Here is a 13,344-nt window from a genome sequence, read left to right as displayed (position 1 = left end):
ACCTCCCGCCCCGCGCGCCCGCCGGTGGGCGCCGCGGCCCGTCACCGCGCCCGGTCCTGCTCCTCCCGGGCGAGCTGCTCGGCGAGCTCGTCGGCGTCGAGCACGGACTGGTCGACCTGCCCGGTGCGGTAGGCGGCGCGGCCGACCAGGTGCGCGGCGACGGGGACGGTGAGCAGCTGGAACACCGCGATGGCGACGAGCATCGCCACGTCGGTCGCCCCGCGCAGCTGCAGGCCGACCCCGACGAGGGCGAGCACGAGGCCGAGCACCTGCGGCTTGGCGGTGGTGTGCATGCGGGCCAGGACGTCGGACAGCCGCAGCAGCCCGATCGCGGCGACGAGGGTCAGCAGGCACCCCGCGAGGAGGCAGAGCGCGGAGACGACGTCCGCGACGGCGCCCCAGCTCACTCCCGCTCCTCCTTCGCCGCGTAGCGGGCCACGCTCACCGAGCCCACGAAGCCGAGCAGGGCGAGCACGACGATGGCGGGCAGCGTGGTCGCGTGCCGGTTGGCGGCGGCCTCCACGCACAGGGCGATCACGACGACGGCGACGAGCACGTCGAGGGCGACGACGCGGTCGAGCATCGTGGGCCCCTTGGCGATGCGCAGCAGCGCCATCAGCGCGGCGGCCGTCAGCGTCAGGGCGCAGACGGCGACGACGAGGTTCACGCGGGGTTCCTCCGGGTCCTCTCGCGCAGCGCCGCCGTGCCGTCGGCGCGGCAGCGCTGCTCGTAGGCGGCCAGCGCCGCCGTGGTGGCGAACGTGCGCACGATCCGGCGCTCGGTGAGCAGCACCTCGCGGCGGGTGCGCTCGCGGGCCCGCTCGTCGCCCGCGCCGAGCGCGTGCACGTACAGCACGCCCTGCCCCTCGCGCGCCGACGGCGCCCCGATCTCCAGGATGAGGGAGCCGGGCACCAGCGAGACCACCTCGGCGGTCATCGCGACGAACAGGTCCGACCCGCTGTGCAGGGGGACCCGCACGACGGAGTTGCGCGGCTGCCGGCCCGGCCGGCACGCCAGCCACGCCACCTGCGCGCTGGCGCGCACGAGGTCGACGGCGAAGCGGGCCAGCAGCCGGGCGATCCGCAGCGGCCGCACCCGCACGGCGAGGTCGACCCGCGGCATCGGCAGGACGACCGTCACGAGCAGCGCCAGCGCCAGCCCGGACAGGACGTTGGCCCACGACACGTCCCCCCACAGCAGCAGCCACAGGACGACGAGCCAGAGCAGGACGGGCAGGCTGACGCGCTCGCGCAGGAGCCTCACGGGCCCACCTCCGGGACCCGGTCGTGCAGGACGGTGCTCGTGTACGGGGTGCGCTCCAGCAGGTCGGCGGCGGCCCGGTCGGCGACGCCGAACAGCGGTCCGGCGATCGCGGTGATCCCCACGCCGACGGCGACGAGCGCCGCGGTGGGGGCGACCATGCCGACCGGGGTGCGGGTCCCGACGCGGGTGGCGGTCACGAGCCCGCCGACGCCCTCGGGCTCGGCGAGCGGTTCCTGCCAGAACGCCCGGTTCCACGTCTTGGCGATCGCGTAGAGGGTCAGCAGGCTCGTGACGACCCCGCCCGCGACGAGGGCCCACGCCAGCGGCGAGCCGTCGTCGGCGCCGGCCTGCAGCAGCCCGAGCTTGCCGAGGAACCCGGACAGCGGCGGGATGCCGGCGAGGTTCATCGCGGGCACGAAGAACAGCACGGCCAGCAGGGGGGCGCGCTGGGCCAGCGAGCCGAGGGCGTCCAGCGAGGTGCTGCCGGAGTGGCGCTCCACCAGGCCGGTGACGAGGAAGAGCGTCGTCTGGATCGTGATGTGGTGCGCGACGTAGAACACCGCGCCCGACAGGCCGGCCGCGCTGCCCAGCGCGACGCCGAAGACCATGTAGCCGATGTGGCTGACGAGCGTGAAGGACAGCATGCGCTTGACGTCGTTCTGCGCGACGGCGCCGAGGATGCCGACGAGCATCGTCGCCAGCGCCACCCACATCAGCAGCGCGTCGGCCTCGCCGCCGGGGAAGAGCAGCGTCTGGGTGCGGATGATCGCGTACACGCCGACCTTCGTCAGCAGCCCCGCGAACACCGCCGTCACCGGGGCGGGCGCGGTGGGGTAGGAGTCCGGCAGCCAGGCCGACAGCGGGAACACCGCGGCCTTGATGCCGAAGCCGACGAGCAGCAGCAGGTGCAGCACGAGCCGGACGTCGGGGTCGATCTCCTGCAGCCGCACCGCCAGCTCGGCCATGTTCACCGTGCCGGTGGCCGCGTAGACGAGGGCGATGGCGGTGAGGAACACCAGCGACGACAGCAGGCTGACGACGACGTAGGTGGTGCCGGCGCGCACCCGGGCCCGGGTCCCGCCGAGGGTGAGCAGGATGTAGCTGGCGGCCAGCAGGATCTCGAACCCGACGTAGAGGTTGAACAGGTCGCCGGACAGGAACGCGTTGGAGACGCCGGCCGACAGCACCAGGTACGTCGGGTGGTAGATCGAGACGGGGCCGTCCTCCTCGCCGTCGGCGACGCCCTGGGCCAGGGAGTACACGAGCACGGCGAGGGTGACCACGGAGCTGACGACGAGCATGAGGGTGGAGAGCCGGTCGGCCACCAGCGGGATCCCCAGCCGGGCCGGCCACCCGCCGACGTCGACGCTGTACGTGCCGCCGCCGCGGTCGGTGAGCACGAGCATCGCGACGGAGGCGAGCACGACGAGGGACAGCGCGGTGACGCTGATGGTGCGCTGCGCCCTGACGCGGCGGGCCAGGGCGAGGGTGAGCCCGGCCGCGGACAGCGGCAGGACCACGGGCAGCGGCAGCAGCACCCGCGGCCAGTCGGTGAGCCACTCGTTCACGGGGCCTCCCGACCGTCGTGGGGGTGCGCGCCGGTCGCGGTGGTCCCGGCGGTCTCGGCGGTGTCGTCGTCGTAGCTGGCGGAGGTCTCGTCGCGCTCCGCCCGGCGCACGATGCGGCGGTCCTCGACGTCGTCCTGGACCTCGTCGTGCCCGTCGAGCTGCCAGCTGCGGTACGCCAGCGCGAGGATGAACGCCACCATCCCGAGGGTGATGACGATGGCGGTGAGCACCATCGCCTGCGGCAGCGGGTCGCTCATGTCCTCCGCCCGCGTGACGCCGAGGATCGGCGCGCCGCCGGGCCTGCCGCCGGCGACGAGGAACAGCACGTTGATCCCGTTGCTCAGCAGGACGATGCCGACCAGCACCCGGGTGAGGGTGCGTTCCAGCAGCAGCGCGACGCCGGTGGCGACGAGGACCCCCGACACGAGCACCAGGGTGAGGTTCGGGCTCACCGGGTCACCTCCTGCAGTTCGGTGGACGTCTCCCCGGGTTCCCCGGGTCCCTGCTCGTCGCCCTCCTCGACCTGCCGGTCGACCTCGGCGCCGAGGCTGCGGACGATGTCGACGACGAGGCCCACGACGAGCAGGTACACCCCGATGTCGAAGAACAGCGACGTCACGAGCTTCACGTGCCCGAGCACCGGCACGTCGAGGTGGACGATCGCGGTCTGCAGCACGTCCTGGCCGATGAGGATCCCGACCAGGCCGGTGCCGGCGGACAGGAACAGCCCCATGCCCAGCAGCCAGCCGGCGCTGATGGGCACGGCGGTGTCGAACTCGTGGCGGCCGCCGGAGAGGTAGCGCACGAGCAGCGCGAGGCCGGCGACCAGCCCGCCGGCGAAACCCCCGCCGGGCTGGTTGTGCCCGGAGAACACCAGGTAGAGCGAGAGGACGACGATCGCGTGGAACGTCAGCCGGGTGACGACCTCGAAGACGACGGAGCGGCGCTCCAGGGACACGGTGCTCGGCGCGGGTCCGCGGTGCGCGGCGGGGGCGCGCTCGGCCGCGCGCGCCCGGCGGCGGAACACCAGGCTGGCGACACCGGTCGCCGCGACGAGCAGCACGGAGATCTCGCCCATGGTGTCCCACGCCCGGACGTCGACGAGGGTGACGTTGACGACGTTCTCGCCGCCGCCGTAGTCGTAGGCCCACTGCGGCAGGTCCACCGAGGTGGGCACGGCGACGCGGGCGCCGCTGGCGACGAGCGCGAAGCCGGAGGTGCACAGGCCGACGGCGACGCCGATCGCGATGCGCACCCAGCGCGAACCCAGGACGGGCCGGCGGGAGAAGTGCGGGGGCAGCCGGCGCAGCGCGAGGACGAAGACGACGAGGGTCAGCGTCTCGGCCAGCGCCTGGGTGAGCGCGAGGTCCGGGCCCGCGTGCAGGACGAACAGCAGCGTGACGCCGTAGCCGGTGACACCGGCGAGCACGACGGCGCGCAACCGGCGGCGGGCGCGCACCGCGAGCAGCGCGGCGGCGACGACCACGACCCCCACGAGCACCTGCGCGGGGTGGTCGGCCAGGACCACGTCCGCCGGCCACGGCCGCGTCCACAGCAGCGCACCGCCCGGCACGAGCACGACGACGAGCAGGATCGAGGCCAGGTAGACCGGGAGCGAACCGCGCTGGGTGGCGCCGGTGACCTCCACGGCGACGCGGTCGACGGCGCGCACGGTGCGCCGGTACCCCTCGTCGGCGCCGGGGACCCGCGGCAGCCGCGCCAGCACGCGTTCGACGCGGGCGCGCAGGGCGAACAGGGCCGCGGCCAGCCCGAGGGTCACGGCGGTGAGCAGCAGCACGGTGGAGAACCCGTGCCACAGCGCCAGGTGCGTCGCCTCCCCGCCGGGGTCGGTGGCCAGGCCGGAGTTCTGCGCGGCGACGAGGCCGGCGGGGCGGTCCAGCAGACCCGCCAGCGGGCCGAGCAGCAGCGTCGCGGCGGCCAGCACCAGCGGCGGTGCGAGCAGCCCGGCGCCCGGCCGGGGGGCGGTGGAGTCCGGCAGGCCCGGCTTGCGGCAGAACGCCCCCCACGCGAAGCGCGCGGAGTAGGCGGCGGTCAGCACCGAGCCGGCGACGAGGACCACGAGGATCCAGGGCCGGTCGTGCAGGAACGCCTCGTAGGCGGCCTCCTTGGCGACGAAGCCCAGCGTCACGGGGACCCCGGCCATCGACGCCGCGGCGACCGTGCCGGCCACCGCGAGCAGCGGCATCCGCCGCCCGAGCCCGGACAGCTCCCGCAGGTCGCGGGTGCCGGTCTGGTGGTCCACGACGCCGACGACGAGGAACAGCGCGGCCTTGAACGTGGCGTGCGCGACGAGCAGCGCGATCCCGGCGAGGGCGGCGGCGCGGCTGCCGGCGCCGACGAGGACGACGAGGAGACCCAGCTGGCTGACGGTGCCGTGCGCCAGCAGCAGCTTCAGGTCGTGCTGGCGCAGCGAGCGGTAGCCGCCGACGAGCATCGTCGCCAGGCCGAGCCCGAGGACGGGGACCTGCCAGGCGGGCAGGTCGGCCGCGGCGGGTGCGAACCGGGCGACGAGGTAGACGCCGGCCTTCACCATCGCGGCCGCGTGCAGGTACGCGCTGACCGGGGTGGGTGCGGCCATCGCGGCCGGCAGCCAGAAGTGGAACGGCACCAGCGCCGACTTGCTCACGGCCCCGACGAGCAGCAGCACGACGGCGACGGTGGCGCCGGTGCCGGTGGGGAAGTCCGCGAGGACCTCGGAGGTCCGGTACGTCCCGGCGCTCTGGCCGAGGACGACGACCCCGACGAGCATCGCCAGCCCGCCGAACGTGGTGACGACGAGGGCCTGGATCGCGGCGCGGCGTGCGGTGCGCTTGGCCGCGTCGTAGCCGATGAGCAGGTAGGAGAAGACGGTCGTCAGCTCCCAGAACACGTACAGCTGCACGAGGTCGTCGGCCAGCACGAGCCCGGTCATGGCGCCGGTGAAGGCGACGAGGACGGCGGCGAACCGCGCGCTGCCGGGTTCGCCGCGGTGGAAGTAGCTGCCGCAGTAGAGCAGCACGAGCGCGCCGACCCCGCCGACGAGCAGGGTCAGCACCCAGGAGAGCACGTCGAGGCGGAAGGCGAGCTCCGCGCCCAGCGAGGGGACCCACGGCACGACCTCGACGGGCCCGCGCCCGTCGAGCACCGCGCGGGAGTTCACCGCCGCCCACACCGCCGTGGCGGCCGGGGCCAGGGCGAGCAGGGCGAACGCGCGGCGGTCCAGCAGGCGCACCAGCGGCACGGCGAGGACGGCGGCGACGGCGTGGACGATCAGCAGTGCCAGCACGGCCAGTCCTCACGTTCGGGGGGCGGGTCGGTCCCCCCACCGTAACCCAGGTTTTCGTTTCGTTCGATTCGAGGAACTCCGGGTACCGTGGGGGACGTGTCATCGACGGCCGCCGCGCACGGCGCTGAGGTCACCGTCCACCCCGGTGCGGACGGTCTGCCGGAACTCGCGGAACTGCTCTCCTCCGGCTCCGGGAACCCGCTCGCGCTGAAGGTGGGGCGCCGCTGCGTGCCGCTGCCGGCCGAGCTCGCCGACGCGCTGCGCGAGGCCGTCGCCGCCCTCGCCCGCGGCGAGGCCGTGACCCTCACCCCGCACGAGGCGCTGCTCACCACCCAGGAGGCCGCCGACGTGCTCGGCGTCAGCCGGCCCACGCTCGTGCGCCTGCTGGAGAGCGGCGCGCTGCCCTACACCCAGCCCGGCACGCACCGCCGGGTGCTGCTCGAGGACGTCCTCGCCTACGCCGAGCGCCAGCGCCACGCGGCGGCGCCGGCCGTGCCGCCCGCGCCCGCCGCGGGGCTCAGCCCTGCGCGGCGTCCGCCCGCAGCCGCGCGAGCCCCTCGCCCAGCGCGCTGACGTCGCTGGCGAAGGCCACCGAGGTGAACCCCAGCGCCAGCAGGGCGCGGGTGTGCCCGGGGGCGACCCCGAAGGCCCCGGCGGTCACCCCGGCGCGCCGGCAGGCGGCCACGACCCGGCGCAGCGGGGCGTCGGGCGCCGGGTCGGCGACCAGCTCGCCCACCTCGCGGCCCAGCGACAGCGACAGGTCGAACGGGCCGACGAACACCTCGTCGAGCCCGTCGACGGCGGCGATCGCCTCCACCCGCTCCAGGGCGCCGGCCGTCTCGACCATGACCGCGCAGCGGGCCCGCGCCTCGCGCGCCGAGGGCACGGCCCGCCCGTAGGCGCCGCCCAGCGGTCCCCAGCTGCGCCGCCCGCGCGGGGGGTAGTGGCAGGCCGCGACGGCCGCGGCGGCCTCGCGGGCGTCCTCGACGAGGGGCACGACCACCCCGGCGGCCCCCGCGTCGAGCGCCCGGCCGATCCAGGCCGCGTCGTTGGAGGGCGGCCGCACGAGCACCGCGACGCCGGAGCCCGCGAGCAGCGTGCACACCTCGCGGACCGAGGCGTCGTCGTGCTCGCCGTGCTGGGCGTCCAGGCAGATCCAGTCCACGCCCGCCGCGGCCGCGGTGGCGGCCACCGCCGGCGAGCGCAGCAGCGACCAGCTGCCGAGCGCGGGAGCGGTGGCGGTCGGGGCGGCTGCGCTGCCGGCGGGCTGGCTCACCCGGCGAGCATGGCAGGCGGCACCGGAGCGCGTCAGCCCCCGCGGCCGCGAGCGGAGGCCCACCACGCCGGTCCTCCCGGGTGACACCGCGCAGTGCACGGGTGGCTGCCCTCTGTCACCGTGTGGGGGTGGAGGAGGCGAGCGCCCCGGCGACGGCCGCGCTGCTGCGCGGTCTCGACCTGCACCCGAGCGACGGGTTCGCGGTGCTGCGGGCGGTCCGCGACGAGCGCGGCCACGTCCGGGGCTTCGAGCGCGAGCTGGGCGGTGGAGCGCGCTGGGAGCGGGTCTGGAGCGGCCCGTCGGCGGACCGGCTGCGACGGCGCTGCGCCGAGGTGCTGGGCGGCGGGCGGCCGTGGAGCGGGGAGCTGCGCGTCCTGGACCCCGAGCGGGGACCGCAGGAGCGCCGCTGGCGGGTGCACGTGCTCCCCGGCGGCGGCGAACGGGTCGTCTGCCACCTGCAGGACGTGCCCGCCGACGGCCCGCAGCCCCCCGAGCAGCCCTCCGACCAGCGCGCCGGCCACGACCCGCTGACCGGGCTGCCCGGCCGCCCGCTGCTGCTGGAGCACCTGCAGGTGGCCCTGGAGCGCTCCCGGCGCAGCGGGACGGCGGTGGCGGTGCTCTCCTGCGACCTCGACGGCTTCCGGGCCGTCGTGGACACCTTCGGCCAGGCCGCCGGCGAGGAGGCCCTCGTGGAGGTCGCCGCCCGGCTCACCTCGGCGCTGCGCCCCGGCGACGTCGTCGCCCGCTGCGGCGAGGACGAGTTCGTGGCGCTCCTGGTGGACCTGCCCGACGAGGACAGCGCGCTCGCGGTCGCCGAGCGGGTGCGCGCCGCCGTCGGCGGCCACCACCGCCTCGGCGCCGGCGAGGTCGTGCTCGCCGCCTCGATGGGGCTGAGCGTGACCACCTCCGCCGCCCGCGACGCCGGGAAGCTGCTCACCGAGGCCGACGCCGCCCTGCTGGAGGCCAGGAGGCGCGGGCGCGGGCAGGTGCAGCGCTACGCCCCCGAGCTGCACGCCCGCGCCAGCTACCGGCTGTCCACCGAGGCCGAGCTGGACCGGGCGCTGCACCGCGGCGAGCTGCGGCTGCACTACCAGCCCAAGTACGACCTGCTCAGCGGCGCCATCGCCGCCGTGGAGGTCCTGGTGCGCTGGCAGCACCCCACCCGAGGGCTGCTGCTGCCCGGGCAGTTCCTGCCCGTCGCCGAGGACAGCGACCTCATCCTCGGCATCGGCAGCTGGGTGCTGCGGGAGGCCTGCCGGGCCGGTGCGCAGTGGGCCGAGCTGACCGACGTCGCCCCGGAGATCGACGTCAACCTCGCCGCCCGGCAGGTGCACCACCCGCAGCTGTTCGAGGAGGTGGTGGGCGCCCTCGCGCACGCCGGCGTCGACCCCGGGCGCCTGGAGGTGGAGGTCACCGAGACGCAGGTGATGACCGACCTCACGCGGGCCGCGGACACGCTGGCCCGCCTGCAGCGGGCGGGCGTCAAGGTGGCCCTCGACGACTTCGGCACCGGCCACTCCTCGCTGACGTGGCTGCAGCACCTGCCCGCCGACACCCTCAAGCTGGACCGCTCCTTCGTGCACCGCATCGGCGACGACCCGCAGAGCCTGGAGATCGTCCGCGCCGTCATCGACCTCTCGCACGCGCTGGACCTGCGGGTGGTCGCCGAGGGCATCGAGACCGACGCCCAGCGGCACCTGCTCGTCGGCCTCGGCGCGGACCTCGGCCAGGGCTTCCACCTGGCCCGGCCCATGGACGAGGAGCAGCTGGCCGTCGCGCTCACCACGACCCGCACGACGCTGCCCGGCCGCTCGGGCGCGGGCCGCTGAGCGCGGCGGCTCTCCCGCCAACGCGCTCCGTGACGACCTCCCCCACGGAGAGTGGTACTTCTAGAGGTCGCTGGCGGACCCGCCGGGAGGCCGCCGGCTGCCGTCCCCCCGCTCCGGTCGAGCGGGGGTGCCGCCGCGCGGAGCGGGGAGTGGAGGGGGACAGCTGGTGCGCCTGGCACGGATGTGGCGCGCGCTGGCGCCGCTGGTGGCCCGCGAGGTGGCCGACGACGTCTTCACCCGCCGCACCCTGGCCCGCGTGCTCGGCCTGCAGTACGCCTTCGGCGGCGTCCTGGCCCTGCTCTTCGCCGTCGTGGCCCTCCCGGGGACGACCCGCCCCGGCGTGGTGGCCTGCGCCGCCGTCGCGGTCGCCGCCGGTGCGGGCATGGGGCTCGTCAGCCTCCTGCGCCTGTCCTCGCGGGCGCTGACCGCCCTCTCGCACGCGTGCATCGTCTCCGCGCAGGTGCTCGTCGCGGTCGTCCACACCCTGGCGGAGGGCCTGGGCGGCCCGATGCTGCTGTTCCTGCTGTGGACCGTCCCCTACGCCGGCATCACCTCCGCGCGCGCCCGCTGGCTGCACCTCGCCGTCACGTGCACCGCCCTGGTCGTCGCCTCCTGCTCGGTGCCCGGAGCCCCCGGCGTGAAGGCGGTCGGCATCGCCATCTTCGCCGCCACGGTGGTCATCACCAGCGTGCTCACCGCCCGGATGACCACCCGGCTGCGCCGCAGCGCCACCCAGGACCCGCTGACCGGGCTGCCCAACCGCCGCCTGCTGCACGCCGCCGTCCGCGCCGCCCTGGACCGGCGCGCCGCCCGCGGCGGCACGGTGGCCGTGCTGCTCATCGACCTGGACCGCTTCAAGCACGTCAACGACACCTTCGGCCACGAGAGCGGGGACGCCCTGCTGCAGCAGGTGGTGCCCCGGGTGCTGGCGGTGCTGGGGCCCGAGGACGTCCTGGCGCGCCTGGGCGGTGACGAGTTCGCCGTCGTCTGCGAGGACCCCCGCGGCACGCTGGACCCCGCGCGGGTGGCCGCCCGCTTCAGCCGGGTGTGGGCCGAGCCGGTCCTCGTCGGCGGGCGCGCCCTGCACGTCAGCGGCAGCGTCGGCGTCGCGCTCGCCGACCGGGGCGCCACGCCCCGCACGCTGCTGCGCGACGCCGACGCCGCGATGTACGAGTCCAAGCGCCGCGGCCCCGGTGGCTTCGAGGTCTTCTCCGCCGACCTCGCCGCCCGCACCCAGCGCCTGCTGCTGGTGGAGCAGGGCCTGCAGCAGGCCGTGCGGCGCGGGGAGCTGGAGGTGCACTACCAGCCGGTCGTCGCCCTCGCCGGCGGGCGCGGCGGTGAGGGCGCCGGCCGCGTCGTCGGCGCCGAGGCGCTGCTGCGCTGGCGCAGCGCCGAGCTCGGCGCGGTGGGACCCGACGAGTTCGTCCCCGTCGCCGAGGACGCCGGGCTCGTGGCCGCGCTGGGCGACTGGGTGCTGCAGCGGGCGCTGAGCGACCTGGCCGGCTGGCGCGAGCGCGGCCTGGTCGGCGAGGGCTTCCGGGTCGCCGTCAACGTCAGCGCCCACCAGCTCACCCCCGCCCTGCCCGAGCGCGTCGCGCACCTGCTGGACCGGCACGCCCTGAGCGGCGCCGACATCGGCCTGGAGCTGACCGAGACCGCCGTCGTGCGGGGCGGCACCGCCCCGCAGGTGCTGCGCCGCCTGCACGCCCTGGGCGTCAGCCTGCTGCTGGACGACTTCGGCACCGGGTACGCCTCGCTCTCGCAGCTGCAGGACCTGCCCTTCGACGTCGTGAAGGTGGACCGCGCCTTCGTCGCCGGGATGTCCCGCTCCCCGCGCGACCACGCGCTGGTGCTGGCCGTGCTGTCCCTGGCCGACGCGCTGGGCGCGTCGGTCGTGGCGGAGGGCGTGGAGGAGGCGCACCAGGCCGAGCAGCTGCGCGCCGCCGGCTGCGCGGCCGCGCAGGGCTGGTACTTCGCCCGGGCGGTGCCCGCCGCCGAGCTGCCGGCCGCCGTGCTCGCGGCGGGCGCGCGGCTGGGCAGCGGGGCCTCCGCCGCCTCCTGAGCGCGCGCGCCTCCACCCGGTCACCCGGCGCCTCCTCGCGCGCCACCGATCAGCTCGAACCACACGGTCTTGCCCGTGCCCGCGTCGGTGCCCGCGTCGGTGCCCGCGTCGGTGCCCGCGTCGGTGCCGGTGCCCGCGGGCGTGCCGGCGGGCGCCTGGACGCCCCAGCGGCTGGCCAGGGCGTCGACCAGCGCCACCCCGTGCCCGCCGACGACCTCCGGGCCGTCGCGGCGCAGCCGCGGCCGCAGCGGGCTGGTGTCGCTGACCGCCACCCGCACCAGCCGCTCGGTGCAGGTCAGCTCCACCACGACCTCACCGGCGCCGTGCAGGACGGCGTTGGCCACCACCTCGGTGGTCAGCAGCTCCAGCAGCGCCCGGTCGACTCCGGGTGCGCAGTGCGCGCAGCAGCTCTGCCGGACCCAGTGCCGGGCCGCCGGCACCGAGGACAGCCGAGGCGCGAAGGCCCGCCGCGCCATCGACGACTCCTCTCCAGCCGACCACTGCTCGTGGTCGGGACGGGTGGGCGGGCTGGTGACGGCCACCAGTCTGCCCGCCGGCGCGGGCGCTCACACCGCGGCCGCCCGCGGCCGGGTGGTCCTCCGCTCAACCGCAGCAGAACCCGGCGCGGTGTCGGCGCGGGGTGCCAGGGTGCGCACCATGGAGATCGAACTGCGCGGGGGCGAGCCCGCCCGCGCCCCCTTCGCCGGCGGGCTGCTCACCGTCCTGCTGGTGCCCACCGAGCGCACCTTCGACGAGTGCGCCGCGGTCCTGGCCGCCGAGGGGGTGCGGACGTGGACGGAGCGCCTGCCCGCACCGGCGGACGAGGCGGTGCTCGTGGCGGGGGTGCCGTGCGAGGAGGCCCCGTCGATGGACGCGATCGGCGACGCGCGCCGCCACGTCCTGGCGCTGCTGGACGCGGCGGGCGTGGACGTCGACGTGCGGGGCAGCGGCTACCTGACGGCCGAGGCGCTGGAGCGCTGGGGCGCCCACTCCCCGTCCTGAGCCGTCCCCGGGCTCACGCCGTCCCCGCGGGCCCGGCGGCGGGCGCCCCGCCCTCCTCCAGCAGCGCCAGCGCCTCCTGCGCCCAGCGCACCCGGGCCTGCGCGCCGTGCAGCCCGGCCAGCACGGTCACGAGGCGGAACCTCGCACCCCTCGCGCCGCCCGCCGCCGCCTCCGCGGCCGCTTCCGCCTCCAGCTCGGTGCGCAGCCGCTCGTAGCGCGCGCGGTCCTCCTCGGCCCCGGTCAGCGCCTCGGTCAGCCAGCGGCGCACGAGGTCGGCGGGGACCTGGTCGCCGAAGAACAGGCGCAGCAGCAGCTGGTCGCGCGGCGGCGGCTGCTGGAACGGCTCGCCCAGCAGCTCGCGCAGCCGCCGCCGGCCGGCGGCGGTGATGCGGAACGGGGTGCCGGAGCCGCCGCCCGCCTCCGCACGCTCGACCAGGCCCTCGGCCTGGAGCGCGGACAGGGCCGGGTACACCTGGCCGAAGCTCTCGTGCCAGAAGTGCCCGAGCGTCTGCACGATCTCCGCGCGCAGCCGGTAGCCCGTCATGGGCTCGATCGAGAGCGCGCCGAGCACGGCCAGCTGCGTCTGCGGTGTCCTCGCCACCCCTTGAGCATATCTGGTAGATACCCTATCTTCCAGGCATGCCTCCCGCCGCCGACGTCACCCTCCGACCCGCCCGGCCCGTCGTCGTCACCGCGACCGCCCTCACCGGGGTGGTGGCCGCCTTCCAGCTGGCCCTGGCCGCGGGCGCCCCGTGGGGCGGGGCGGCCTGGGGCGGGGCGAACCTCGGCGTCCTGCCGCCCGGTCTGCGCGCGGCCAGCGCCACCTCGGCGGTCGTCCACGGCCTGCTCGCCGCGACCACCGCCACCCCGCTGGTCCCCGCCCGCGCCCGCCGCCGCGTCCTGGCGCTCGCCAGCGGCACCATGGTCGTGGGCACCCTCCTGAACCTCGCCTCGCCCTCGCCCGTCGAGCGGGTGCTGTGGACGCCGGTCGCCGCCGCGCTGGCCGTGCTGCTCGCGCTCTCGCGGGGGCCGCGCCCGCGCTGACGCCGCCGCGCTCC

General features: G+C 76.5%; 14 protein-coding genes. 5 read left to right on the top strand and 9 right to left on the bottom strand.

From position 1 onward, the window contains the following. Positions 1–41: 41 nt before the first annotated feature. From mnhG to ACRYM2_RS02300, 6 genes are read right to left on the bottom strand one after another with little or no spacing between them, the layout of a single operon-like run. Positions 42–407, bottom strand: a complete 366-nt coding sequence (gene mnhG, locus ACRYM2_RS02325; protein ID WP_432519563.1) for a monovalent cation/H(+) antiporter subunit G — start codon at positions 405–407, stop codon at positions 42–44. Beyond that, positions 404–667 (bottom strand): MrpF/PhaF family protein, encoded by a 264-nt coding sequence (locus ACRYM2_RS02320; protein ID WP_432519562.1) that lies wholly within the window; start codon positions 665–667, stop codon positions 404–406. The genes mnhG and ACRYM2_RS02320 overlap by 4 nt, the downstream gene beginning before the upstream one ends. Continuing rightward, the gene (locus tag ACRYM2_RS02315; protein ID WP_432519561.1) at positions 664–1,263 is read right to left on the bottom strand and encodes a Na+/H+ antiporter subunit E; all 600 of its coding nucleotides are present in this window, start codon (positions 1,261–1,263) and stop codon (positions 664–666) included. Before ACRYM2_RS02315 ends, ACRYM2_RS02320 begins: the two co-directional genes overlap by 4 nt. Next, positions 1,260–2,831: a Na+/H+ antiporter subunit D gene (locus tag ACRYM2_RS02310; protein WP_432519560.1), complete on the bottom strand. Its 1,572-nt coding sequence runs from the start codon at positions 2,829–2,831 to the stop codon at positions 1,260–1,262. The genes ACRYM2_RS02315 and ACRYM2_RS02310 overlap by 4 nt, the downstream gene beginning before the upstream one ends. Continuing rightward, positions 2,828–3,283, bottom strand: a complete 456-nt coding sequence (locus tag ACRYM2_RS02305; RefSeq protein WP_432519558.1) for a Na(+)/H(+) antiporter subunit C — start codon at positions 3,281–3,283, stop codon at positions 2,828–2,830. Before ACRYM2_RS02305 ends, ACRYM2_RS02310 begins: the two co-directional genes overlap by 4 nt. Continuing rightward, entirely contained in the window at positions 3,280–6,117 is a 2,838-nt protein-coding gene (locus ACRYM2_RS02300) for a Na+/H+ antiporter subunit A (RefSeq protein WP_432519557.1), read from the bottom strand. Before ACRYM2_RS02300 ends, ACRYM2_RS02305 begins: the two co-directional genes overlap by 4 nt. 96 nt (positions 6,118–6,213) lie before the next feature. On the opposite strand from ACRYM2_RS02300, the gene ACRYM2_RS02295 reads away from it, so the two are divergent. Further along, positions 6,214–6,690 (top strand): helix-turn-helix domain-containing protein, encoded by a 477-nt coding sequence (locus tag ACRYM2_RS02295; protein WP_432519556.1) that lies wholly within the window; start codon positions 6,214–6,216, stop codon positions 6,688–6,690. Here the strand turns inward: ACRYM2_RS02295 and ACRYM2_RS02290 are convergent. Beyond that, positions 6,635–7,393 (bottom strand): HpcH/HpaI aldolase family protein, encoded by a 759-nt coding sequence (locus ACRYM2_RS02290; RefSeq protein WP_432519554.1) that lies wholly within the window; start codon positions 7,391–7,393, stop codon positions 6,635–6,637. The genes ACRYM2_RS02295 and ACRYM2_RS02290 overlap by 56 nt on opposite strands. Before the next feature lie 128 nt (positions 7,394–7,521). Here ACRYM2_RS02290 and ACRYM2_RS02285 point away from each other — a divergent pair, with 128 nt between their 5' ends. Further along, a complete protein-coding gene (locus ACRYM2_RS02285; protein ID WP_432519552.1) occupies positions 7,522–9,222 on the top strand; it encodes a putative bifunctional diguanylate cyclase/phosphodiesterase in 1,701 nt (566 codons plus the stop codon). Between the two features lie 166 nt (positions 9,223–9,388). After that, complete coding sequence (locus ACRYM2_RS02280; RefSeq protein ID WP_432519551.1) at positions 9,389–11,284, top strand: putative bifunctional diguanylate cyclase/phosphodiesterase; 1,896 nt, start codon at positions 9,389–9,391, stop codon at positions 11,282–11,284. Positions 11,285–11,304: 20 nt separating this feature from the next. Here ACRYM2_RS02280 and ACRYM2_RS02275 read toward each other — a convergent pair whose 3' ends face one another. Continuing rightward, entirely contained in the window at positions 11,305–11,826 is a 522-nt protein-coding gene (locus ACRYM2_RS02275) for an ATP-binding protein (RefSeq protein ID WP_432519549.1), read from the bottom strand. A 115-nt stretch (positions 11,827–11,941) separates the two neighbouring features. On the opposite strand from ACRYM2_RS02275, the gene ACRYM2_RS02270 reads away from it, so the two are divergent. Then, positions 11,942–12,286 carry a hypothetical protein gene (locus ACRYM2_RS02270; RefSeq protein WP_432519548.1) on the top strand — a complete coding sequence of 115 codons (345 nt, stop codon included), beginning with the start codon at positions 11,942–11,944 and terminating at the stop codon, positions 12,284–12,286. Between the two features lie 13 nt (positions 12,287–12,299). Here the strand turns inward: ACRYM2_RS02270 and ACRYM2_RS02265 are convergent, their stop codons facing one another. Continuing rightward, complete coding sequence (locus ACRYM2_RS02265) at positions 12,300–12,887, bottom strand: PadR family transcriptional regulator (RefSeq protein ID WP_432519546.1); 588 nt, start codon at positions 12,885–12,887, stop codon at positions 12,300–12,302. 38 nt (positions 12,888–12,925) lie between these two features. Between ACRYM2_RS02265 and ACRYM2_RS02260 the strand changes: the two genes are divergently transcribed. Continuing rightward, positions 12,926–13,330 (top strand): hypothetical protein, encoded by a 405-nt coding sequence (locus tag ACRYM2_RS02260; protein ID WP_432519545.1) that lies wholly within the window; start codon positions 12,926–12,928, stop codon positions 13,328–13,330. Positions 13,331–13,344: the final 14 nt, after the last annotated feature.

Source organism: Kineococcus aridisoli, assembly GCF_050871885.1.
Classification (GTDB): Bacteria; Actinomycetota; Actinomycetes; order Actinomycetales; family Kineococcaceae; genus Kineococcus.
The sequence above is the reverse complement of the archived record's forward strand: the minus strand, read 5'-3'. Positions and strand labels throughout refer to the sequence as shown.

Bases quoted from the DNA above. Each gene is read 5' to 3' on its own strand.
- ACRYM2_RS02270 (WP_432519548.1), top strand. From the start codon at position 11,942: ATGGAGATCGAACTGCGCGGGGGCGAGCCCGCCCGCGCCCCCTTCGCC.
- ACRYM2_RS02260 (WP_432519545.1), top strand. From the start codon at position 12,926: ATGCCTCCCGCCGCCGACGTCACCCTCCGACCCGCCCGGCCCGTCGTC.